The organism is Thermogemmatispora aurantia (genome assembly GCF_008974285.1).
GTDB classification, from domain to species: domain Bacteria; phylum Chloroflexota; class Ktedonobacteria; order Ktedonobacterales; family Ktedonobacteraceae; genus Thermogemmatispora; species Thermogemmatispora aurantia.
In genome coordinates this window covers 459,415-482,290 of the sequence record NZ_BKZV01000004.1, presented here as the reverse complement: position 1 = coordinate 482,290, position 22,876 = coordinate 459,415, and the positions used below count along the sequence as shown (strand labels likewise).

The 22,876-nt window shown below is 63.3% G+C and carries 12 protein-coding genes; all 12 read left to right on the top strand.

All coding sequences use genetic code 11. The annotated features are described in order from the left end of the window. Positions 1-495: 495 nt before the first annotated feature. The 12 genes from KTAU_RS14435 to KTAU_RS14380 all read left to right on the top strand — a co-directional run bounded on the left by KTAU_RS14435 (position 496) and on the right by KTAU_RS14380 (position 22,828). Positions 496-2,832 (top strand): hypothetical protein, encoded by a 2,337-nt coding sequence (locus KTAU_RS14435; protein WP_151729034.1) that lies wholly within the window; start codon positions 496-498, stop codon positions 2,830-2,832. A gap of 608 nt (positions 2,833-3,440) precedes the next feature. Then, complete coding sequence (locus tag KTAU_RS14430) at positions 3,441-4,367, top strand: class I SAM-dependent methyltransferase (protein WP_151729033.1); 927 nt, start codon at positions 3,441-3,443, stop codon at positions 4,365-4,367. Positions 4,368-4,908: 541 nt separating this feature from the next. Beyond that, a complete protein-coding gene (locus KTAU_RS14425; RefSeq protein WP_151729032.1) occupies positions 4,909-6,573 on the top strand; it encodes a hypothetical protein in 1,665 nt (554 codons plus the stop codon). Between the two features lie 337 nt (positions 6,574-6,910). Then, complete coding sequence (locus tag KTAU_RS14420; protein ID WP_069804539.1) at positions 6,911-7,675, top strand: urease accessory protein UreF; 765 nt, start codon at positions 6,911-6,913, stop codon at positions 7,673-7,675. 126 nt (positions 7,676-7,801) lie between these two features. Further along, positions 7,802-8,761 carry an urease accessory protein UreD gene (locus KTAU_RS14415; protein WP_170293304.1) on the top strand — a complete coding sequence of 320 codons (960 nt, stop codon included), beginning with the start codon at positions 7,802-7,804 and terminating at the stop codon, positions 8,759-8,761. 89 nt (positions 8,762-8,850) lie between these two features. Continuing rightward, the gene (locus KTAU_RS14410) at positions 8,851-9,153 is read left to right on the top strand and encodes an urease subunit gamma (protein ID WP_069804541.1); all 303 of its coding nucleotides are present in this window, start codon (positions 8,851-8,853) and stop codon (positions 9,151-9,153) included. Positions 9,154-9,188: 35 nt separating this feature from the next. Further along, positions 9,189-9,614, top strand: coding sequence for an urease subunit beta (locus KTAU_RS14405; RefSeq protein WP_174844069.1), 426 nt, complete (start codon positions 9,189-9,191; stop codon positions 9,612-9,614). Beyond that, positions 9,611-11,344 (top strand): urease subunit alpha, encoded by a 1,734-nt coding sequence (gene ureC, locus KTAU_RS14400; RefSeq protein WP_151729030.1) that lies wholly within the window; start codon positions 9,611-9,613, stop codon positions 11,342-11,344. Before KTAU_RS14405 ends, ureC begins: the two co-directional genes overlap by 4 nt. A 101-nt stretch (positions 11,345-11,445) precedes the next feature. After that, entirely contained in the window at positions 11,446-12,111 is a 666-nt protein-coding gene (ureG, locus tag KTAU_RS14395; protein ID WP_069804543.1) for an urease accessory protein UreG, read from the top strand. Positions 12,112-12,685: 574 nt separating this feature from the next. Further along, complete coding sequence (locus KTAU_RS22175) at positions 12,686-16,225, top strand: helicase-related protein (protein ID WP_151729029.1); 3,540 nt, start codon at positions 12,686-12,688, stop codon at positions 16,223-16,225. Then, positions 16,222-19,263 carry a DUF1156 domain-containing protein gene (locus tag KTAU_RS22000; protein ID WP_228026473.1) on the top strand — a complete coding sequence of 1,014 codons (3,042 nt, stop codon included), beginning with the start codon at positions 16,222-16,224 and terminating at the stop codon, positions 19,261-19,263. Before KTAU_RS22175 ends, KTAU_RS22000 begins: the two co-directional genes overlap by 4 nt. Before the next feature lie 145 nt (positions 19,264-19,408). Next, positions 19,409-22,828: a Swt1 family HEPN domain-containing protein gene (locus KTAU_RS14380; RefSeq protein WP_151729028.1), complete on the top strand. Its 3,420-nt coding sequence runs from the start codon at positions 19,409-19,411 to the stop codon at positions 22,826-22,828. Positions 22,829-22,876: the final 48 nt, after the last annotated feature.

Genomic DNA, 22,876 nt, shown 5'->3' with positions numbered 1-22,876 from the left:
ACGAGTACACGAATGCCTACGCAGTACCCAGTACCAGTCAGCCGGTGCATTCTGACCAGCCAGCCGACTGCCCCGTCCCGGTGGAACAGGGCAAGGATGGCCTGGCTCGCTCCGCGAGGTACCGGGCTGGTCAACTTACTATGTTTCCTGCATTCTATTGTAGCATAACGGCAGGGACGTTCTTTCGCACCCGAAGCCTGATATAGAGCCAAATTATGAAGCAAGCTCTATTTCCGAGATTGGATAAGAAGTGTGCCAGAAATTCACACTGGACAGGCAGAGAGCTAGGGATGAGGCGTACGCAGGACGACCCGCTCAGGGGAGGCACATTGACAGCAGAGGAGTGTGATCCAACTATAATCAAGGTCACAACCACGCGCAGGCCTGGTTTTCTCTTCGAGACTGTGCACATCACCCGGAGTCCAAGGGCCGGCTCAGAAGAGAGAAAGAGAGATCCGCCCGATAGCAATACCAACTATCAAAGGCACTGAGGATATGGCAGCGATTGAACAGCAGTTTCCCTCGGAGCAGCTGAGTCTGCTGGCCGAACTGGAGAGTTGGCGCAAGGAGATCAACCGCCCGACTTACCACATGCACAAATGGTGGGCCACACGGTTGGGATCGGTTTTCCGCGCCATCTTGATCGGCGCTTTGAGCGAGGACGAACAAGATATCTGGGAAAGCTTCTATCAAGCGCTGCGTTTCCCCGGCAAGGTGGTCTTTGACCCTTTCATGGGAGCGGGAACGATCGTCGGCGAAGCGCTCAAGCTTGGCTGCTACGCCATTGGGGCTGACATCAATCCTGTCAGTGTTTTCCAGGTGCGCAAAGCTCTTGAGCCAGTCTCTCATGAGGAGCTGCTCGCCGCCTTCGAGCGGGTAGCAGCCAAAGTAGCGCAGCCGATCGGCCAGCTCTACCAAACCAGAGATCCAGAGAGCAAGCTTCCTCTTCCTCTCCTCTACGCCTTCTGGGTTATGAGCGTCCCCTGTCCTGCCTGTGGCACTCCGGTGCACCTCTTCGATACCACGATTTTCGCCAGGCACGCCTACCCGCAGCGCGTTCCCACCTGCCAATCTGTTTGTCTGGACTGCGGAACGATCAATGAGATCCGTTACGATGCCAGCCTTGTCCGCTGTCGTGGTTGCCAAACAAACTACGATCCTCACCGAGGGCCGGCGCGACATAGCCAGGCCACGTGCCCCTCTTGCCAGCACACCTTTGTGATTGTGCAGGCCCTGGCGCAAGAAGGTCGCCCTCCAGGTTACCACCTCTATGCCCTGCTGGCCCTGCGCCCAGATGGCAGCAAGGTCTATCTGCCCGCCACTGAGGACGATCGGCGACAGGTCGCGCTCGCAGGGGAACGACTGCGCTCACACTCAGGCCCCCTTCCAGCAACGCCTATTTTGGCGGGCCACAATACTGATCAGATCCGACGCTATCAGTTCACCTCATGGCGACAGCTCTTCAATGAGCGACAGCTGTACTGCCTCTCGCTGCTCCTTGAGGCGATCCTCGCAGAGCCTGATGAGGCTTGCCGTGAACTGCTGCTGTTGCTGTTCTCCGGCACCCTTGAATTCAACAATATGCTGTGCTCCTATAAGGGGGAGGGCACAGGAGCGGTGCGCCATCTGTTCTACCATCATATTCTGAAGCCAGAACGGATGGCCCTTGAAAATTCGGTGTGGGGCACACCGAAAAGCTCTGGCTGCTTCTCTACGCTGTTCTACTCGCGGCTGCTTCCCGCCCTGCGCTACCGCCAGCGCCCCTTCGAGCTGGCGCTGACTGAGGAAAAAGGGCGGCTGACAGGGAAAAAGATCTATGGTTTGAGCGCCTCGCCCGTGACCCCTCTTGCTTCCCACTTCACTGAGCTGAGCGAGCAGCGGCGCGCCCTGCTGCTGTGCACCGACTCCGCTCAGGTTCCTTTGCCCGATGGCTCCGTGGATGCCATCATTACCGACCCCCCTTATTTCGACTTCGTCCACTACTCCGAGCTGGCGGATTTTTTCTACGCCTGGCTGCGTCCAGCTCTGCGAGAGCGCTATCCCGAGTTCGCTCCCGAGACCACACGCTCGCCATACGAGGTGCAGCAGAAGGAGGCAGAGGCTTTTTCAGAAGCGCTCTGCCGCGTGTTTCGCGAATGTCGGCGCGTGCTCAAAGCAGAGGGTTTGCTCGTCTTTAGCTTCCACCACTCGCGTACGGAGGGCTGGGCTGCCGTCGGCGAGGCCCTCCTGCAAGCCGGTCTGGCTATCGCGGCAGTTCACCCAATCAAGGCCGAGCTGGCTCTGGCAACCCCGAAAAGTCAGACACGCTCTCCCATCAACTACGATGCCATCCTGGTCTGTAAGCATCAGGCCGCCAGGAGAGAGCCGCTCTCTTGCGCAGAGGCCCTGGCCACGGTGGTGCAAGAGACAGTCGCGCGCCTGCGTTCCTTGCAGATGGCCGCCGGTCAGCAGCTGCCCGCCCTCTCACGCAACGATTGCTTTGTCCTGGCTCAAGCCCAGGCGCTGCGCCTCTTTTCGCGCTTTCGCTGCCTGCTGAGAACAACCCCAGCCCCGGCAGAGCCGGAGGTTTCGCTAGAGGTGAGCCTGGCGACTTTCCTTGAGTTGGTGGCCCAAGAGGTCGAGTCAATCTGGCAGCAGGTCAGCGCCAGCGGGCCAGCCACCGCCACAGCCTGCACGCCCTCTCTTGCCCCCGCTACAGCAAATTCATCTGCGGCTGGTCAACCTTGCTCGTCCCGCTCCTCCCCTCTACGGACGGGTGCCCAGCCGCAGCCACTTCCCTGGTCTCTCCAGGAGATTTTCGACAGTCTGGACGGTAAAGCGGGAAATTCCTGACCCCGAACTGATATCAAACGGGGTTCTCGTTCGTTCTATATATAGACCCGAAAGGAAGCGGGGGTGGCCGCGAGCAAGCAGATCCACCTCGACGAGCAGCTTGTAGCGCTACCCGTTTCCTGTGCAGCCTTCTCCCCATGAGGTTGCACCCGCCCTTTCAGGGATCTCCCGGTAGCAGAAGCTCCTGGGTAATAAGGGGGAGACGAGCTGGCACCCCGTCTTCCCCTTATTCTTTTGCCCGGCCCTGGCTTTCCCTCCCCTGTCGACCACCAGGCACCAGCCAGACACGCCGTCTCGCCGCCATCATCCTCCCCCTCTCTACCCTCCTGGTTTTACTGCTCTAAAAGTTCACTTTTCACAAAACAAAAGATCAATTGTGCAAGAAGTATCAGGTGCCAGCCATGCGCGATCTCTTCCCTTCAATGACGCCGTACGCTATACTCTCTGCGAGGCGATGAGCCGCAGCCTTTCTCGATCGCTCCTTTCATCGAGAGAGAAACCAGGTCTCGATTCGCTGATGCAGCAGCGAGCGAGCAAACGAGCAAACGAGCGAGACAGCACAGCGACTCATCCGCAACAACTCATGACCCGATCGAACAAAGGAGGCCATGATGCCATTTTGGGGTCTATTGCGTCGCAAGCAGCGTACGACGGCGGCCCGTGCTCCCCTCTCTCCGGCGCAGGCGCAGTCTGAGCCGCCGTCGGAGCAGGAGCGCGTCGCCCGGCTCCAGCGCCGCTATCTAGAAGACGTCCCCTACCTGCTGCCTAAGGATGAGGCAGAGATCGATCGTCTCAACTTTCAGCACTATGCCCTGATGAGCGTCCAGAAGGTCCACATCGTCGTACCCCTGGAAAACTATCCCCAGGCCATCCTCGATGTCGGCTGCGGCACCGGCCTCTGGGCGCGCGAAGTCGGCCATCGCTTTCCCAGTTGCCGCGTCGTGGGGGTGGATGTAGAGCCACCGGAGCGACTGCCCACCACGCCAGTCAACGTGCAGTTTCTCTACAGCGATGTGCTCAAGGGGCTGCCCTTTGACGACAACTCGTTCGATCTGGTGCATCAGCGCTTGCTGATCTCGGCCATCCCCGTGCGCTCGTGGCCGGCGGTGGTGCGCGAGCTGGTGCGCGTGACCAGACCGGGCGGCTGGCTACAGCTCACCGAGACCGGCGGCTACTATCATCGTCCAGGCCCGCTCTCGCTGCGGGTTAGCGCTCTCCTGGACCGCGCCTTTGAGCGCTGGGGCTTTGATCCCTATATTGCCGAGCATTTGCCGATGTACCTGCAACAGGCCGGGGTGGTCGAAGTGGAGAAGTATGTCTACAGCGTTGTCTTGGGCGAAGGAGGTGGCCAGGGTGGGCGCCTCCTGCAGAAGGACCTGCTGGCGCTGCTCCATGCGTTGAGCGAGCGTATGGCCTCTCTCATTGCGCGCGAGGAGTGGCAACGGATGCTTGAGGCTCTTCCGGCTGAGTGGGCCGCCTCTCAGACCGCTTTCCAGTTCCATGTGACCGTCGGTCGCAAGCCGCCGGCTTCTTAACAGCGGCTGCTGCTGCGCAACGCCCTGGCCCAGTCCGAGGGGAAAGAACTGGGGGCACGCGCCTGGCCTGCTCTGGCTCCGCTTCACCCTCTTTCCCCTCCCCCACAGCTTTATGCATCATGCACAAAACCCTCGTCTCCTTATGCGTTAAATTGGCCATAGATTCCCCTGTGCTTGGGCATTATACTGATCTGCAGAGGCCGCAAAGAGGCGCCGTCTGTGCACTTTATATGAAGCTACGCGAAGCACTTCCCCTCCGGTGGCTCGCGGTAACCAGGGATGGTGCGAGCTGGTGCGGCGTCGCGTCGAGACTCCACTCATAGGCGAGGTCGCTGCTTCTGTCCGCTGCCGCTCTGACGGCGCGGCACCTGCGAGGCTGCGGGCCGTGCGCTGCACCGCGCGCGCAGCGCCCTCCGGGCGCCCAGGTCGTTAGCCAGTTGGTCGGTTGGTCAGATTACCCAGCCGTCGCTCTGGCTTGTTGGTCGCGCGCCCGCTGTCGACCCGTTATGTCAGCTGCCAGCAGATGAGGAGGCTTCTGCGCATGCTTGAAGAAACGGAAGCAACACCAGTCGCCGCTACCGCTCTCTCCACCGCTGATCAACCGAAGCGTCGCTTCAATTTGTTAGTAAACAATCCAGTCCTGGAGGACTATTCGCTGCGCTATGCGCCACGCTCCTTCCGTAAGTGGGGAACGCTGGCGGTGGCGAGCGCTGCGCTGGGAGGGATCGCTTACCTGGCCGACTTTGCCATCGGGGCCGACATTATTATCGCCCACGGCTTCAGTAACGCGGTGGCCGCTATCTTACTGGCCGCTGTGGTGATTTTCTTGACGGGCATTCCGATCGCTTATTATTCGGCTCGCTATAACATCGATATGGATCTGCTGACGCGCGGGGCCGGTTTCGGCTATCTTGGCTCAACCCTGACGTCGCTGATCTATGCGAGCTTTACCTTTATCTTTTTCGCCCTGGAAGGCTCGATTATGGCCCAGGCCCTCCATCTCTACACGGGCCTGCCGCTGCCGTGGGCCTACCTGGTGTGCGCGCTGCTGATTATTCCGCTGGTGGTCTTCGGCATGACTTTGCTGGCGAAGCTGCAGACCTGGACGCAGCCGCTGTGGCTGGTGCTCTATGTGCTGCCCTTCCTGGCGATCCTATGGAAGGACCCCGGCGCCTTTGCAAGCTGGACGCACTTCGGCGGACTCTCCCCAACGGGGGCGAGCCTGGTGCCGCTGGAAGTGGGAGCTGGCGCCGGCGTGGCGCTCTCGTTGATTGCCCAGATCGGGGAGCAGGCCGATTATCTGCGCTTTATGCCCGACAAGACGCGCGAGAACAGTGGTCGTTGGTGGCTGGCCGTGTTGAGCGCTGGCCCGGGCTGGGTGATCCTGGGGGCGTTGAAGCAGCTGGCCGGGGCCTTTCTGGCCTTCTATATCTTCGCCGAGGTGGGGGCCCAACTGGCCGATCAGCCGATTCAGCAGCTGCTGAAGGGCTTCAGTGTGCTGATCCCCAATCCGTGGCTGGCGCTGACCGTGGCGACCTTCTTCGTGCTGCTCTCCCAGGTGAAGATCAACGTGACGAATGCTTATTCCGGCTCGCTCTCGTGGTCGAATTTCTTTTCGCGAATGCTGCACCGCCATCCTGGGCGCGTGGTCTGGCTCTTTCTCAATGTGGGCATCGCCCTCTTGCTGATGGAGCTGAATATGTTCGCGTTCTTGAATACGATCCTGGGCTTCTATTCGAATGTGGCCATCGCCTGGATCGGGGCCGTGGTGGCGGACCTGGTGATTAATAAGCCGCTGCTGAAGCTGAGTCCTCCCTATATCGAGTTTAAGCGCGCGCACCTGTATACGATTAATCCGGTGGGCTTCGGGTCGACGCTGGTGGCTTCGGTGCTGTCGGTGCTGGCCTTCTTCGGGCTGTTCGGGCCGGTGGCGCAGGCATTCTCGCCGTTCCTGGCTCTGGTGATCGCTTTCGTGCTCTCGCCGCTGCTGGCGGTGCTGACGCGCGGAAAGTACTATATCGCGCGCGAGAATGTCGTGGCCCATACGAGCGGTCAAGGGGAGCTGCCGCTGCTGCAGTGCTCGGTCTGCGCCGATGCCTATGAGGCTCCCGATACGACGTTCTGTCCGTTCCACGAGGGGACGATCTGTTCGCTGTGTTGCACTTTGGAGAAGGATTGTCACGATCTGTGTAAGGCGACGGCCTAGCTTCGCTATTCCACGGGAGGGAAAGCAAAGAGCTGGTACGACGGTCAGTCAGTCAGTCGGTCGGTCATCTGGTTGGTCTTTCGGTCGTTGCGTTGGCTGCCAGGACTGCCAGGCCGACTGGACTGGCTGGCCGCCTGCCAGTGGGTCGGTTTTTGGGGGACTGGCGTAGCATAGAAGAGAGGTGGGATGTGCTTGCTGTGAGGCCGCGTGGTGAACCGCGCTGAACTGACCTGCCCACTCCTCCCCAATGGCATGCTCCGACCGCATCCCGCCTCTCTTTTTGTTGGCCCGCTCTGCGTTGTGGTCCTGATACGAGGAAACGAAAGGAGGTGTGTCAATGGCCGCTTTGCTGGGTGAGCCGCCGCTAGCGGGGCCGCCCCGCGATGGGTTGTGCCTGGACCTGGAGCCGTTGCAGGTCTTGCAGTTGCTGCAGCTGTGCGATAGCGCGCTGCCTGTGGGGGGCAGCGCGCACTCGTTTGGTCTGGAGACCCTGGTGGCTGAGGAGCTGCTGACGGTGGAGACGCTGGAGGAGTTTTTGCGTGCCTATTTGACGGAGGCGGGCCTGCTGGAAGGGGTCTTTTTTGGCCGTGGCTGGCGTCTGGCCGCGCTATCCTCTCCGGAGGAGCTAGTGCTGCGCTGGCGGGCGCTGAACGCGGAGCTGAGCGCGCTCAAGCTGGCTCGCGAGAGCCGTCAGGCCAGCATCATGATGGGGCGCCGCCTGCTGCATTTGGTGCAGGGCTGGTTCAGCGACGAGCGTCTGACCTCGGTGCAGCAGGTGGCCCTGCGCGAGGACGGGGCCAGCCATTATGCACTGGCCGCCGGCCTGCTCTGCGGCCTGCTGGGGATCGAGGAACGCGCGGCGCTGGCGGCCTTTCTGCATCAGCAGTTAGCGGCTGTGCTGGCGGCCTGCCAGCGCCTGTTACCGCTGGGCCAGCGGCGGGCGATGCTCTTGCTCTGGCAGTTGAAACCGGTCCTTCTCGCGGTGACAGAGCAGGCGCGGGACTGCCTGGAGCGGGGTGAGGAGCCGTGGCAGTGGACTCCGCTGGTGGAGCTGGGTAGTCTGCGCCATCCGTATTTGGAGACGCGCCTCTTTATCAGCTAGGGGCGTCATCCCGCCTGGCCGGCGCGTGCAGCCGGACCGGGCATTAAGCGATGCAGCGGGTTGAGGAGGGAGAGGTTGGCAGGCACGGCAATGGTCAGGCCAGGCCAGGAAGGAGCGAGTATCTGGATGCAGGCGCTGGGAAGTGAGCCGCGCGAGGAGGCGACTGAGGAGGAGACGGCAGCAGGATCTGATGAGCGAGAGCGCCAGGAGCAGCCTGACGCGCCAGGCTCTCGCCCGACGGTGGCTGGCTGGCTGCGGCTGGGGTTCGGCTATGAGAGGGCGACGGGCCGGACGCGGCTGCTCGTTCAGGAGCAGCGGCCCCCGCTGCAGGTGGTGCGCGCTTTCTCGACAGACGAGGGTGGGGCACTGGTACATGTGCACAATCTTTCGGGCGGTGTGTTGGGCGGCGATCGCTGCGAGCTGGTGATCGAGGTCGGGGCTGGGGCGCGGGCAATGCTCACCTCGACGGGAGCGACGCGCCTCTATCGTCCGCGCGCCGAGGATCGCCCGGCTCTGCAGCGCTGGCAGGTGCACGTCGGCGCCGGGGCTTTATTGGAGCATCTGCCCGATACGTTGATCCCCTTTGCGGGGGCGCGCTACCGCCAGGAGGTGCTGATCTCTTTGGAGGAGGATGCCGGCCTGTTCTGGTGGGAGATCGTGGCGCCGGGTCGGGTGGCGCGCGGCGAGTGCTTTGCTTATGAGTGGCTTGAGCTGCTGCTGACAATCACGAGCGCCGGGTGTCCGCTGGCAATCGAGCGTTTCCGTCTGGAGCCGCATGGGCGGTCTCCGTTCTCGCTGGCACGCCTGGGACCATATCGCTACTGCGCCAGCTTGTACGTTTGTCGCACGGGCCTGCCACGGCAGCGCTGGGCCGACCTGGAAGCAGAGCTGGCGGGGCTGGCACAGGAGCTGAGCCGGCCCGACGGCTGTGTCTGGGGCGTGGGCCGCTTGCCGGCGGACGGGCTGGTGGTGCGCGGCCTGGCTCAGGAGGGGCTGCCGCTCAGTGCTGGCTTGCCGGAGTTCTGGCGCCGGGCGCGGCTGCGCCTCTATGGGCGGATGCTGCCGCTGCCGCGCAAGATCAATTGATCGATCTTGCTGGATGCGCTTTTTGAGGCAACGATGCACTGCTGTCTGACGGAGCTGAGCAAGGAGGAAGAAAGGAGGTTTATCGGGCGATGTATTTGACGCTGCGTGAACAGGAGAAGCTCTTGATTGTGGTGGCAGCTGAGCTGGCGCGCAAGCGGCGGGCGCGGGGTCTGAAGCTCAACTATCCCGAGGCGGTGGCTCTGTTGGCCGCCGAGATGATGGAGGCGGCGCGCGATGGGCGCAGCGTGGCCGAGATTATGACCCTGGGGACGACGCTGCTGACGCGCGAGGATGTGATGGAGGGCGTGCCCGAGATGATCCAGGAGGTGCAGATCGAGGCCACTTTTCCCGACGGCACCAAGCTGGTGACCGTCCACGATCCGATTCGCTAGCGTTCGCTGCCTGCCAGGAGAAAGGAGGTCTTGTCATGGGAGCTGCAGAGGAAGGCGAGGTTTCGTCAGGGCTGGAGGAGCTGCCTCCTGGGGCCTATCTGTTGGCCGAGGGGGAGATCGTGCTCAACGCTGGTCGACGGACGGCGCGCCTGCGGGTGCGCAATCGGGGCGATCGTCCGGTGCAGGTTGGCAGCCACTATCACTTTTTCGAGGTTAATCCGGCGTTGCAGTTTGAGCGGGCCGCCGCCTATGGCATGCGCCTCAACATCGCCGCGGGAACGGCGGTGCGCTTCGAGCCGGGCGAGGAGAAAGAGGTGACGCTGGTGGCCTTCGGCGGCAGGCGGGCGATCTATGGCCACCGCGGTCAGGTCAATGGGCCGCTGCAGGCGAGGCCGCCGGAGCCGGCGGGGGAGGCCGCCGACGCTGAGAGCGAGCGGTCTGGCGAGGAGGGCAAGCTATGAGCTTCTCGTTGCCACGTCGTACCTATGCCGATCTCTATGGACCGACGGTCGGCGACCGCGTACGCCTGGCCGATACGGCCCTGCTGATCGAGATCGAGCATGATTACACGGTCTATGGCGATGAGGTGACCTTTGGCGGCGGGAAGGTGATCCGCGATGGGATGGGGCAGAACAGCCAGGCACTGCGCGAGGGGAAGGCAGGCGAGCTGCGAGCTTTGGATCTGGTGATCACCAATGCCATTGTGCTCGACCATTGGGGGATCGTCAAGGGCGATATTGGCATCAGAGATGGGCGCATTGTGAAGGTGGGGAAGGCGGGCAATCCCGATACGATGGAGGGGGTCGATCCCGAGCTGGTGATCGGGGCCAGTACCGAGGTGATCGCCGGCGAGCATTTGATTGTGACGCCGGGCGGCATCGATAGCCATATTCATTTCATTTCGCCGCAGCAGGTCTATGAGGCGCTGGCCAATGGGATTACGACGATGATCGGCGGCGGAACGGGACCGGCGACGGGGACGAATGCGACGACCTGTACGCCCGGGGCCTGGTATCTGGCGCGCATGCTGCAGGCGGCGGAGCATTGGCCGCTGAACTTTGGTTTTCTGGGCAAGGGGAACGCCGCCGCGGAGGAGCCGCTGCTGGAGCAGATTCAGGCCGGAGCCTGCGGGATGAAGCTGCATGAGGATTGGGGCAGTACGCCGGCGGCCATCGATGCTTGTCTGCGGGTGGCTGAGATCTGCGATGTGCAGGTGGCGATCCATACGGATACGATGAATGAGAGCGGCTTTGTAGAAGAGACGATCGCGGCCATTGCCGGGCGCACTATTCATACCTACCATACGGAAGGGGCTGGCGGCGGCCATGCGCCCGATATTATTCGCGTGGCCGGGCTGCCCAATGTGCTGCCCTCGTCAACGAACCCGACGCGGCCCTATACGGTCAATACGCTGGCTGAGCATCTGGATATGTTGATGGTCTGCCATCATCTCAATCCGCAGGTGCCGGAGGATGTGGCCTTTGCGGAGAGCCGCATTCGCCCGGAGACGATTGCAGCGGAGGATATTCTGCATGATCTGGGCGTGATCAGTATGATGTCGAGCGATTCGCAGGCGATGGGGCGCATCGGTGAGGTGGTTCTGCGCACCTGGCAGACGGCCCATAAGATGAAGGTGCAGCGCGGCCCGCTGCCCGAGGATTCGGGGCGCAACGATAATGTTCGGGTCAAGCGCTATCTGGCCAAGTATACGATCAATCCGGCGATTACGCACGGGGTGGCGCATGAGATCGGGTCGATCGAGCCGGGGAAGCTGGCTGATCTGGTGCTGTGGAAGCCGGCCTTCTTCGGGGTGCGGCCCGAGATGGTCATCAAGGGGGGCTTCATCGCCTGGAGTGTGATGGGCGATCCCAACGCTTCGATTCCGACGCCGCAGCCGGCGCTCTATCGCCCGATGTTCGGTTCGTTCGGGGCGGCGGTGGCGGAGACCAGTCTGACCTTTGTGTCGCGGGCGGCGCTGGAGGCCGAGGTGCCGCAGCGCCTGGGCCTGCGCAAGCGGGCGGTGGCCGTCGAGAACTGCCGCACGATTGGCAAGCGGGATCTGGTGCATAATACGGCGACGCCGCTGATCGAGGTCGATCCTGAGACCTATGAGGTGCGCGCCGATGGGGTGCTGTTGACCTGCGAGCCGGCGCGGGTGTTGCCCCTGGCCCAGCGTTACTTTTTGTTCTGATTGTATCGATTATTGTGCTATGTGTTACTTTTTGTATCTCTACTCCAGTACAAGTGCGGGAGAGTTCAGGATGGCTCTCCTGCCTGAAGGAGGGCGAGGCTATGTCTGAGGTGTATCAGCAGCAACAGCAGCAGGAGCGGCGAGCTTTTCGGGTGGGCATTGCGGGGCCGGTGGGCAGTGGCAAGACGGCGCTGGTGGATTGTCTGAGTCGGCGTCTACGCGATCGCTATAATCTGGCGGTGGTGACGAACGATATTTATACGCGCGAGGATGCGGAGTTTTTGCTGCGGCAGGGGACGCTGCCGGCGGAGCGGGTGCGGGGTGTAGAGACGGGGTGTTGTCCGCATACGGCGATCCGTGATGATGTCTCGATGAACGAGGAGGCGATCGCCGATCTGGAGGCGAGTCTGCCGGGGTTGGAGCTGGTGCTGATTGAGAGTGGTGGGGATAATCTGGCGGCGTCGTTCAGCCCGGATCTGGTGGATGTCTGGATTTATGTGATTGATGTGGCGGAGGGGGAGAAGATGCCGCGCAAGGGGGGACCGGGGATTCTGCGTTCGGATTTGCTCTTGATTAATAAGATTGATCTGGCGCCGTATGTGGGGGCGTCGCTGGAGGTGATGGAGCGGGATACGCGGCGTCAGCGTGGGGAGCGTCCTTTTGTCTTTACTAATTTGCGCAGTGGCGAGGGGTTGGAGGTGGTGGTGGGCTGGCTGGAGGAGCAGCTGGCGCGGGCGCGCGGGTCGCAGATTCATCTTCCTTCGTAACCGTAGCCTTTCTTCTGTCAGCTCGGTTGGTCTGCTGGAATTGGGGCCAGAATGGGGCCGCCGCCGGTGCCACGGCGTTCCTGTTCTGGCCCTCCTCTGGGTTTGGTGGCTGGGGTTGAGAAAGCTCTCCTCTCTATTGCCGAATTTCCTCCTTGCCGTCGTGCGCTCTATGCCGTATCATCTGGAGTGCTCGATGGTGAGCAAATTCGCCCGCATTTTTGCACACCTGGCTTCGTTCTTTTGTATGCAATGGCCATCCAATCGCTAGATAGGATCGCGTGTTGATGTGATGGAGGCTCTCCCCCAGGTGCAGCTTGCTTTCCCAGGAAGCGCTGTTTCGGTCTCTGGCTGGTTGTCAGTCTGTGGGTTTTGGGCTGGCCCGACTTGGGGACCTGGGTCGGCTGGCTGGTGCCATCTGTGCTGCCTGGCTCCCGGTGGCTTCAGGCTCGCTTGTGAGACAAGGAGCGCGCGAGTGCTCGGTCGACAGGGGAGGAGAGGAAAGGCAGGCATGGGCGATGGCCTATGATTTTCGCTCCTCTTGTTCGCTGTCAGGTTGGAGAGAGGTGTGTCTCCGATGGCTGCCGTGAATGAGCTTTATCCCAATGTGCGCGTGCGGGGGCTGCGTCCCCATGAGGTGGTGACCCTGCTTGCGGTTCAGCCGCATGGCCCGGATGAGGTTGAGGTGGTTTATCGCGATGCTAACGGCCAGCTTGGTTCCGAGCTGCTCTACGCCGATCGGCTGGCTCAGTTGACGGTGGTGCCCGCTGAGGAGCGCTGGTCGTTCAAGGCCGATGGGGAGCGCTTCCGTCTGGTTTCGGAGGCCTTTCGCATTCACCTTGCGTATCTGTTCGATCCGTTGCTGGCGGTCCATACGTCGCTGATTGAGCCGCTGCCGCACCAGATTACGGCGGTCTATGAGACGCTGCTGACGCGCCAGCCGCTGCGCTATGTGCTGGCGGATGATCCCGGCGCTGGGAAGACGATTATGACGGGCCTGCTGATTAAGGAGCTGCAGCTACGTGGCGCCTTGCAGCGCTGCTTGATTGTGGCGCCGGGCAATCTGGTGGAGCAGTGGCAGGATGAGCTGAAGAGTAAGTTTCAGTTGCCGTTTGAGATTTGGACGAAGGAGCGGGCAGCGGCCTCTTTAGCGGCTAATCCCTTTCTGGAGATGCCGCTGTTGATTGCGCGCCTGGATGTGCTGGCGCGCAATGAGGCTTTGCGGCCCTGGCTGGAAGAGACGTCCTGGGATCTGGTGGTCTTCGATGAGGCGCATAAGCTGTCGGCGACGTTCGTGGGCGATGAGGTGAAGTATACGAAGCGCTATCACTTGGGTGAGTTGCTGGGGACGCGCACGTCGCATTTGTTGCTGTTGACGGCTACTCCGCATAATGGCAAGGATGAGGATTTTCAGCTCTTTCTGCGCTTGCTCGATCCCGATCGCTTCGCGGGCCGTATCCGTTTTGGGGTGAAGCCGGCGGCGGTTGGCGATTTGATGCGTCATTTGTTAAAGGAGCAGCTCTATACCTTCGAGGGGAAGCCGCTTTTTCCGGAGCGCTATGCGTCGACGCTGGCGTACGAGCTTTCTCCTCTGGAGCAGCGGCTCTATCGGGAGGTGACGGAGTATGTGCGTCTGGAGTTTAATCGCGCCGATGCTTTGCAGGGGGGCCGCAAGGGAACGGTGGGCTTTGCGCTGACGATTCTGCAGCGCCGGCTGGCTTCGTCGCCGGAGGCCATTTATCAGTCGTTGCATCGGCGTCGCTCGCGTCTGGAGAGGCGCCTTGCGGAGCTGCACCAGCAGCGGCTCATGGCTTCGGTGGAGCTGCCCGAGGAGGTGCCGCTGTTGGATGAGGAGGAGCTGGCGGAGTTGGAGGAGGATGCTCCAGATGCTGAGCGCGAGCAGGTGGAGGAGAGGGTGGTGGATCTGGCGACGGCGGCGCGGACAATGGCCGAGTTGGAGCAGGAGATTCAGCGCTTGCGGGAGTTGGAGCAACTGGCTGAGGAGGTGCGCCGCAGTGGCCGTGATCGTAAGTGGGAGCAGTTGTCGGATTTGCTTCAGCATGAGCAGGCGATGTTTGATGCTGAGGGCCGGCGCTGTAAGCTGGTGATTTTTACGGAGCATCGCGATACGTTGCTTTATTTGCAGCGGCGTATTACGGGTCTGCTGGGCCGCGCTGAGGCGGTGGTGGCGATCCACGGCGGAATGGATCGGGCGGAGCGTCGGCAGGTTCAGGAGGCTTTTACGCAGGACCCGGAGGTGTTGATTCTGGTGGCGACGGATGCGGCGGGCGAGGGCATCAATTTGCAGCGGGCCCATTTGATGGTGAACTACGATCTGCCGTGGAATCCTAATCGCCTGGAGCAGCGCTTTGGACGCATCCATCGTATCGGGCAGACCTATCCCTGCCATTTGTGGAATCTGGTGGCCCTGAATACGCGCGAGGGCGAGGTATACTATCATTTGCTGGAAAAGCTGGATAAGGAGCGCAAGGCGCTGGGTGGGCAGGTGTTCGATGTGCTGGGCCGTTTGCAGTTTGGTGAGCGCTCGCTGCGCGATTTGATTGTGGAGGCCATCCGCTATGGGGATCGCCCCGAGGTGCGGGCCCGCCTGGAGCAGACAGTGGAGACGGCCCTGGATCGTTCTCATTTGCAGCGCTTGCTTGAGGAGCGGGCGCTGACGCATGAGGTCTGGGATGTGGTGCGGGTGCGTCAGGTGCGCGAGGAGATGGAGCGGGCCCAGGCGCGGCGTTTGCAGCCGCATTTTGTGGCCTCCTTTTTCTTGACGGCCTTTCAGCGCTTCGGGGGCCGCTTTTATCGCCGTGAGCCGGGCCGCTATGAGCTGACGCATGTGCCGCAGCGTATCCGTGAGCGCTCGCCGGCGGGTCTGCGACGGGCACTGTTGCCGCGCTATGAGCGGGTGACGTTTGAGAAGGAGCTGATGACGCTGCCGGGGAAGCCGCCGGCGGAGTTGTTGTGTCCGGGCCATCCGTTGTTGGAGGCGGTGCTGAATCTGGTGCTGGAGGAGGATCGGGAGCTGTTGCAGCAGGGGGCGATCTTGCTGGATGAGCAGGATGGGGGCCGGGAGCCGCGGGTGCTCTTTTATCTGGAGATGACGATTCAGGATGGCCGCGTCGATGCCTCGGGCATGCGCCATGTGGCGGCGCGCCAGTTGCTGTTTGTGGAGTGCACTGCCCGGGGGGAGATGCAGCCGGCAGGCTATGCGCCTTTCCTGGATTACCGCGCGCTGAAAGAAGATGAGCAAGGGGTGCTGGCCGATGTGCTGGCGGCTCGCTGGCTGCAGGAGGATCTGGAGGAGCGGGCGCGCTCGTATGCGATCCGCGAGCTGGTGCCGCGCTATCTGGAGGAGGTGCGCCGCCAACGGCTGGAGCAGGTGGAGCGGGTGCGGCAGGCGGTGCACGAGCGCTTGATGCAGGAGATCATTTATTGGGATAAGCGGGCGGCTGAGCTGGCGGAGGCGGAGCGGCAGGGGAAGGTGAATGCGCGCTTGAATGCGGAACAGGCTCGTCAGCGCTGTCGGGAGCTTGAGGGGCGCCTGAATTCGCGTATGGAGGAGTTGGAGCGGGAGCGGACGCTGACGCCGCTGCCGCCGCGGGTGCTGGGGGCGGCGCTGGTGGTGCCGGCGGGTCTGCTGGCGGAGCGTCGGCGGGCGCTGGTGGAAGAGACGGCGGCTGGCTCCGAGCGGGCGGGCGCGGATGCGGAGGATGAGGTTGGGCTGGAGCGCAATCCCGAGGTGGAGCGGCTGGCGATGGCGGCGGTGATGGAGGTGGAGCGGGCGCTGGGCTATGAGCCGCGCGATGTGAGTCGCGAGAATCGGGGCTATGATATCGAGTCGCGTGTGCCGGAGACGGGGGCGCTGCGCTTTCTTGAGGTGAAGGGTCGGACGCAAGGGGCGGCGACGGTGTTTGTGACGCGCAATGAGATTCTGACGGCGCTGAATCAGCCGGAGCGCTTTGTGTTGGCGCTGGTGCTGGTGGAGGGCTCGCAGTGCGCGGTCTGGTATGTGCGCCAGCCTTTTGAGCAGCCTCCTGATCGGCTGGCCTGCGGGGTTTTTTATAAGATCGCTGATCTTTTGGCAAAAGGAGAGCGTCTGCGATGAGTGATTCGCTGAAGAAGAAGTTGATTGAGGTGGCGCTGCCGCTGAAGGCTATTAATGAGGCTTCCTCTAAGGAGAAGTCGCTGCGTCATGGTCATCCTTCGACGCTGCATCTGTGGTGGGCCCGTCGGCCTCTGGCGGCCTGCCGGGCCGTCCTGTTTGCCTCGCTGGTGGACGATCCGTCGGCCCACCCGGAGCGTTTTCCCAATGAGGCCAGCCAGGAGCAGGAGCGCGAGCGGCTTCTCGAACTGATCCGCCAGTTGGTCATCTGGGAGAATACAACCAATGAGCAGGTGCTGGCGCAGGCCCGCGAGGAGATCCGTCGCGCGACGAACGGGGCGCCGCCTCCCGTGCTCGATCCTTTTGCCGGTGGCGGCTCGATTCCGCTGGAGGCGCTGCGCCTGGGGCTGGAGGCTCATGCCGGCGATCTCAATCCGGTGGCTGTGCTCATCAATAAGGCGCTGATCGAGATCCCGCCGCGCTTCGCCGGGCGCCCGCCGGTTCATCCGCAGGCGCGTCAGGCTCTGCTCGCGGGTCAGTGGGAGGGGGCGCGCGGGCTGGCCGCCGATATTCGCGCCTATGGGCGTTGGCTGCGCGATGAGGCCGAGCGGCGCATCGGCCACCTCTATCCGCGCGTGCCTCTGCCGACGCCAGCGCTGGAAGAGAGGCCCGCCGCCAACAGGAAGCGAAAGCCCAGTCAGACCACTAAGGCCAGCCACAGCAACGGCGAGGCGACGGTCATCGCCTGGCTGTGGGCGCGCACGGTGACCTGTCCAAATCCGGCCTGCGGGGCTCAGATGCCGCTCGTGCGCACGTTCTGGCTCTCGAAGAAGCGGGGGCATGAGGCCTGGGTGGAGCCGCTGGTGGAGCGCGAGAGCAGGCCGCCGCGGGTGCGCTTTGTGGTGCACACAGGAGACACGGGCCAGGGTGAGCCGCCGGCGGGGACGGTGAACCTCCGCGGCGCCCGCTGCGTGGTTTGTGATACCCCTGTGGGCTTCAGTCATATCCGTACCGAGGGACGTGCCGGTCGCATGGGCGCCCAGCTCATGGCAATCGTGGCCGATGGACCGGGCGGGCGCCTCTATCTGGCTCCCAACGTAGAGCAGGAGGCCACTGCCGCGCAGGCAGCGCCGTTGAACCCGCCTCAGACCTTTTTACCAGACAAGGCTCTGGGTTTTCGAGTGCAGCAGTATGGTATGACGCGCCACAGCGACCTCTTCACGCCGCGCCAGCTTGTGGCCCTGACCACCTTCAGCGACCTGATCGCCGAGGCGCGCGAACGGGTGCTGGCCGAGGCACGCGCCGCCTGGGGCGAGCTGGACCCTGCCATCTCCGGCGATGAGCGCCCCCTGCGCGAGGGCGGCAGCGGCCCCGTCGCCTATGCCGACGCTCTGGCCACCTACCTGGCGCTGGCCGTGGACCGTTGTGCAGATTATTGGTCCACGTTATGTTCGTGGGTTATTGACAGCGATGGGGAAACAATTGGCCATACCTTTAATCTTCAGACATTGTCAATGGTATGGGACTTCGCGGAGGCCAACCCCTTCAGCACAGGTAGTGGCAACTTCATGGGAGCCATCGATTGGGTTTCCAAAGTCATCAAAGCTATCCCTTGCATCGCCAGCGGCGTGGCCAGGCAGTGCGAGGCCAGCGCGGCGGTCGACGGCCTTGCCCAGCTCCTTATTTCCACCGACCCGCCCTACTACGACAACGTCGGCTACGCCGACCTCTCAGACTTCTTCTACGTCTGGCTGCGGCGCAGCCTGGCTCCAATCTATCCCGACCTCTTCGCCACCCTGCTCACTCCCAAGGGCAGCGAGCTGATCGCCTCGCCCTACCGCCACGGAGGCGACAAAGACCAGGCCCGCCGCTTCTTCGAGGAAGGCCTGCGCCGCGTCTTCGCCAATCTGCGCGCCGCCCAGCATCCCGACTATCCCCTGACCCTCTACTACGCTTTCAAGCAGGCCGAGGTCGAGCAGGCCGGGGACGAGGCGCCTGACGAGGAGCTGGAGGAGGCAGCCGAGCCACTGGCAGGCGACGAGGCAGAGGCCGCCAAGGAGGGCCAGGCTCCTCAGAGTGCGGCCCGGCGCCGCAACGGCAAACAAGCCGCCAACGGCCAGAACGGTACGGCCCTGGTGGCCTCCACCGGCTGGGAGACCATGCTCGAGGGCCTGATCAGCGCCGGCTTCACCATCACCGGCACCTGGCCCATCCGTACTGAAAGATCTAATCGCACACGCGCTATAGCGTCTAATGCCCTAGCCTCCTCGATCGTGCTCGTCTGCCGCCCGCGCCCCGAGAAGGCCCCCATCGCCTCGCGCCAGCAATTCTTGCGCGAGCTGCGCCAGGAGCTGCCCCAGGCCATTCACCACCTGCAGCAAGGCGGCATCGCCCCCGTCGACCTGGCCCAGGCCAGCATCGGCCCCGGCATGGCCATCTACTCCCGCTACCGCCGCGTCGAAGACGTCGACGGCAGCCCCGTCAGCGTGCATGCCGCCCTCCAGCTCATCAACCGCGTCCTGGACGAAATCCTGACCGCCCAGGAAGGCGACTTTGACAACGAAACCCGCTGGGCCGTCGCCTGGTTCGAACAGTTCGGCTTCGTCAGTGGCGACTTCGGCAGCGCCGAAACCCTCTCCAAAGCCAAAAACATCTCCATCCAGCTCCTGAGCGAGAGCGGCATCGTGCACTCCCACGGCGGCAAAGTGCGCCTGCTGCGCGGCGAAGACCTGCCCCAGCGCGAGCGCCTCAACGACGGCCAGCCACTCACCACCTGGGAATTCACCCTGCGCCTGGCCCACGCCCTCCTCAAAGGCGGCGGCGAAGAGCACGCCGCCAGGCTCCTCAGCCAGAGACAGGACCTGGCCGCGTCAGCCCTTGAACTGGCCTACCGCCTCTACAGCATCTGCGAGCGCCGCGGCTGGGCCCAGGAGGCCCTGCCCTACAACAGCCTGGCCATTGCCTGGCCAGACATCAACCAGAAAGCCCTTCGCTACAGCAGGGGCGAGTTTGCCGAACAGGGGAGCCTGCTGCCAGAATAATCACAGAGAAGGGGGAGAACGCGCAGAACCGGGCGCCAAAAGTGTGCCTGGCTGCCGTCTCTCCCAATAAATGAGAGACGATGACCCTGGCGTTTGCCTGATGAGCGTCTAGTAAGCGAGCAACTGGAGAGGAGCGACCCCCTATATGCCACGCACCAACCACGAATACGTCGGTCAGGCCCTGACCTATCTCCGCGACGGCCTCAAGCCCTTCGTCGAGCGCGAGATGCAGAACACCTATGGCACCAACTGGCGCAAACAGGCCGCCCAGTCCCTGCATAAAGAGCACATCACCGAGGATCAAGATCTCCTGCGTGACGTCCAGGCCCTGCTCGTCATCATGTGGGACCAGTGGAACCAGGTCTTTGCGCAGACGCTGGGACAACTTGAGCGCAGCCTGGTCAGCGAGCTGCGCGACACACGCAACCGCTGGGCCCATCAGGAGCCGTTCGACACCAACGACGCTTACCGCGCCTGCGACAGCGCACAGCGCCTGCTCGAAGCGGTCTCCGCCAGGAATGAGGCCGATCAGTGCGAGCAGCTCATGTCTGAGCTGATGCGCCGGCGCTACGAAGAGCAGACCCAGCGGCAGGCCCGGCGCACCTCGGCCCTGGTCGCCGAGAAAGGCGTCGCCGGGCTGCCCTCCTGGCGCAGCATCATCACGCCGCGGCCCGACGTCATCGGTGTCGAATATAGCCTGGCCACATACGCCGCCAACCTGGCCCAGGTGGTACAAGGCAGTGCCCCAGCCGAATACCAGGACCCGCGCGAATTCTTCCAGCGCACCCACCTGACCGAGGGCCTGCGCCGCCTGCTGACCAACGTCCTGCGCCGCCTCAGCGGCCAGGGCGGCGACCCCGTCATCAACCTGCAGACCAACTTTGGCGGCGGCAAGACCCACTCCTTGCTGGCCCTCTACCACCTCTTCTCTGGCTACCCGGCCTCCGAGCTGGCCGGCGTCGAAAGCCTCCTGTCAGCGGTCAACCTCAGCAGCCTGCCCGGCGTCCAGCGCGTTGTTATCGTCGGCCACGCCATCTCTCCCAGCGACGTCCAGCACAAGCCGGATGGCTGCACCATTCGCACCCTGTGGGGAGAACTGGCCTGGCAGTTGCTTGGCAAGGACGGCTACGAGCGCGTCGCCGAAGCCGACCGGCATGGCGTCAGCCCTGGCTCCGACACCCTGCGCGAGATCTTCGCAGCCGCCGCCCCTTGCCTGATCCTCATCGACGAATGGATCGTCCACCTGCGCCAGCTCTATCACAACCCCAACCTGCCCGCCGGCACCTTCGAGGCCAATCTCAGCTTTGCTCAGGCCCTCAGCGAGGCCGTCAGCAGCACGCCGCTCGTCCAGCTCGTCGCCTCGCTGCCCGCCTCCGACAGCGAAGCCGGCGGCCAGGGCGGCAAAGAGGCCCTGGCCCGCCTGAGCCAGATCTTTGGCCGCATCGAAGCCCCCTGGAGTCCTGCCAGTCCCGAAGAGAGCTTTGAGATCGTGCGTCGGCGCCTCTTTAAAGACCTGGTCACTCCCGACCGATTCAAGGCCCGCGACGCCGTAGCGCGCACCTTCGTCCAATTCTACGAGCAGTACCAGCAGGAGTTTCCCAGCGCCAGCCATGAAGCCAGCTACGAAGACCGCATCAGGCGCGCCTACCCCATCCATCCCGAACTCTTCGACCGCCTCTACGGCGCCTGGTCGACCCTCGAACGCTTCCAGCGCACGCGCGGCGTCCTGCGCCTGATGGCCAGCGTCGTGCGCACGCTCTGGGAGCGCAACGACCCCAATCCGCTCATCATGCCCGGCAGCGTCCCCATCGACGCCCCCATCGTCCAGGACGAGCTGATGCACTACCTGGAAGACAACTGGCGTCCAGTGATCGCCAGGGACGTCGACGGGCCTGACTCGCTGCCGCTGCGCCTCGACGGCGAGTATCCCAACCTGGGCCACTGCGGCGCCAGCCGGCGCGTGGCCCGTACCCTCTTCCTGGGCACGGCGCCCACCGTCCACAATCCCAATCGCGGCCTGACCGTCAGCGAGATCAAGCTGGGCTGCGTCATGCCCGGCGAAAACATCTCGGCCTTCAGCGACGCGCTGGGCCACCTCTCCAATCGCTCAACCCACCTCTGGTACGATGGCCAGCGCTACTGGTACGACACGCGCGTCAGCATCACGCGCCTGGCTCAGGACCGCGCCCGCCAGGTCCAGGACTACGAGATCAGCCAGGAGCTTGAGCAGCGCCTGCACCAGAGCCTCAGCGGCCCCAAACAGCGCGGAGCCTTTGCCCGCATCCATATCTTTCCCTCCAGCAGCGCCGAGGTGCCCGACGAGAACAATGGCGTCGCCCTGGTCATTCTGGAGCCGCAGTTTAGTCATGGCGCCAAAGATAGCCACAGCCTGGCCTACAGAGAGGCCCTGCGCCTGCTCCAGGAGCACGGCAATGGGCGCCGCCAGTATTGCAATACGCTGATCTTCCTGGCCGCCGATCGCCACCGAATCGAGGGCCTCAAGGAGGGCGTGCGCGAGTTTCTGGCCTGGAAAGGCATCTGGGACGATCGTGAGAGCCTCAATCTGGACCTGGCCCAGCTCAATCAGGCCCAGAGCAAGCAGAAGGAGGCCAACCAGACCGTTGATCTGCGCATCACCGAAAGCTACTGCTGGCTGCTCATCCCCGAGCAGAGCAACGCCCGCGACAGCAGCAGCATCCTCCTGGATGAGCGTCAGCTCAAGATGACCGGCCAGGAGCCGAAGCAAATCGCGCTATCCATCAGCGCTATCCTGCGCGAGAGCGAACAGCTCGTCGAGCGCTACGCGCCAACCTGGCTGCGCCGGGAGCTGGACAGCATCCCGCTCTGGCGCGGCAACCACGTCAGCGTCAAGGAGCTGCAGGACTTCTACGGGCGCTATCTCTATCTCAAGCGCCTCAAGAGTCCCGAGGTCCTGCTACAGGCCATCGCCGAGGGCGTGGGCCTGGCCCAGTGGCGCGACGACAGCTTTGCCTACGCCGACACCTGGGATGAGGAGCGTCAGCGCTACCTGGGGCTGCGCGCCGGTCAGCCTATGAGCAAAGAGCAGGTGCAGCCTTCCGGCCTGGTGGTCAAGGCGGAGGTGGCCGCCGCCCAGCTAGAGGCCGAGGCGCGCGCCAGAGCCGAGGCTGAGCGTGCCCGCCTGGCCCAGGCGGCAGCCAGCACCCTGAGCGCCCCCGCTCCCGCTGGCAGCGCGCCAGGGACCGCGCCGGCGCTACAGACTTCACCTGCTACGCTCTACGAGCAGAGCCAGTCGGCCAGCACCGCCTATACAGTCGCTGGCAGCTCAGCAACGGTCGCCACCGAGCCACCACAGCGCCGCTTCTACGGGGCCGTTTCTGTCGATCCGCGGCACCTCACCAGCAGCGCTCACACCATCGTCAGCGAGGTCATTCAGCATCTGCTGAGTCTGCCCGGGGCCAAAGTTGAGGTGACCCTGGAGATCCAGGCCACTTTCCCCGACGGCTTCCCGGCCCATAAGCGTCAGGTCGTCGAGGAGAACTGTCGTACCTTGAAATTCTCCGACTTCGGCTTCGAGAGCGAGTAGTCTACCCGGCAGGCCAACCAACCGGCCCGCCAGATCGGGACGCCAGCC

What these genes read in the sequence shown, in the direction of transcription:
- KTAU_RS14430 (WP_151729033.1), top strand. Translation starts at nt 3,441, where the DNA reads ATGATGCCATTTTGGGGTCTATTGCGTCGCAAGCAGCGTACGACGGCG.
- KTAU_RS14380 (WP_151729028.1), top strand. Translation starts at nt 19,409, where the DNA reads ATGCCACGCACCAACCACGAATACGTCGGTCAGGCCCTGACCTATCTC.
- KTAU_RS14435 (WP_151729034.1), top strand. Translation starts at nt 496, where the DNA reads ATGGCAGCGATTGAACAGCAGTTTCCCTCGGAGCAGCTGAGTCTGCTG.
- KTAU_RS22000 (WP_228026473.1), top strand. Translation starts at nt 16,222, where the DNA reads ATGAGTGATTCGCTGAAGAAGAAGTTGATTGAGGTGGCGCTGCCGCTG.
- KTAU_RS14405 (WP_174844069.1), top strand. Translation starts at nt 9,189, where the DNA reads ATGGGAGCTGCAGAGGAAGGCGAGGTTTCGTCAGGGCTGGAGGAGCTG.
- KTAU_RS14420 (WP_069804539.1), top strand. Translation starts at nt 6,911, where the DNA reads ATGGCCGCTTTGCTGGGTGAGCCGCCGCTAGCGGGGCCGCCCCGCGAT.
- ureG (WP_069804543.1), top strand. Translation starts at nt 11,446, where the DNA reads ATGTCTGAGGTGTATCAGCAGCAACAGCAGCAGGAGCGGCGAGCTTTT.
- KTAU_RS14425 (WP_151729032.1), top strand. Translation starts at nt 4,909, where the DNA reads ATGCTTGAAGAAACGGAAGCAACACCAGTCGCCGCTACCGCTCTCTCC.
- ureC (WP_151729030.1), top strand. Translation starts at nt 9,611, where the DNA reads ATGAGCTTCTCGTTGCCACGTCGTACCTATGCCGATCTCTATGGACCG.
- KTAU_RS22175 (WP_151729029.1), top strand. Translation starts at nt 12,686, where the DNA reads ATGGCTGCCGTGAATGAGCTTTATCCCAATGTGCGCGTGCGGGGGCTG.
- KTAU_RS14415 (WP_170293304.1), top strand. Translation starts at nt 7,802, where the DNA reads ATGCAGGCGCTGGGAAGTGAGCCGCGCGAGGAGGCGACTGAGGAGGAG.
- KTAU_RS14410 (WP_069804541.1), top strand. Translation starts at nt 8,851, where the DNA reads ATGTATTTGACGCTGCGTGAACAGGAGAAGCTCTTGATTGTGGTGGCA.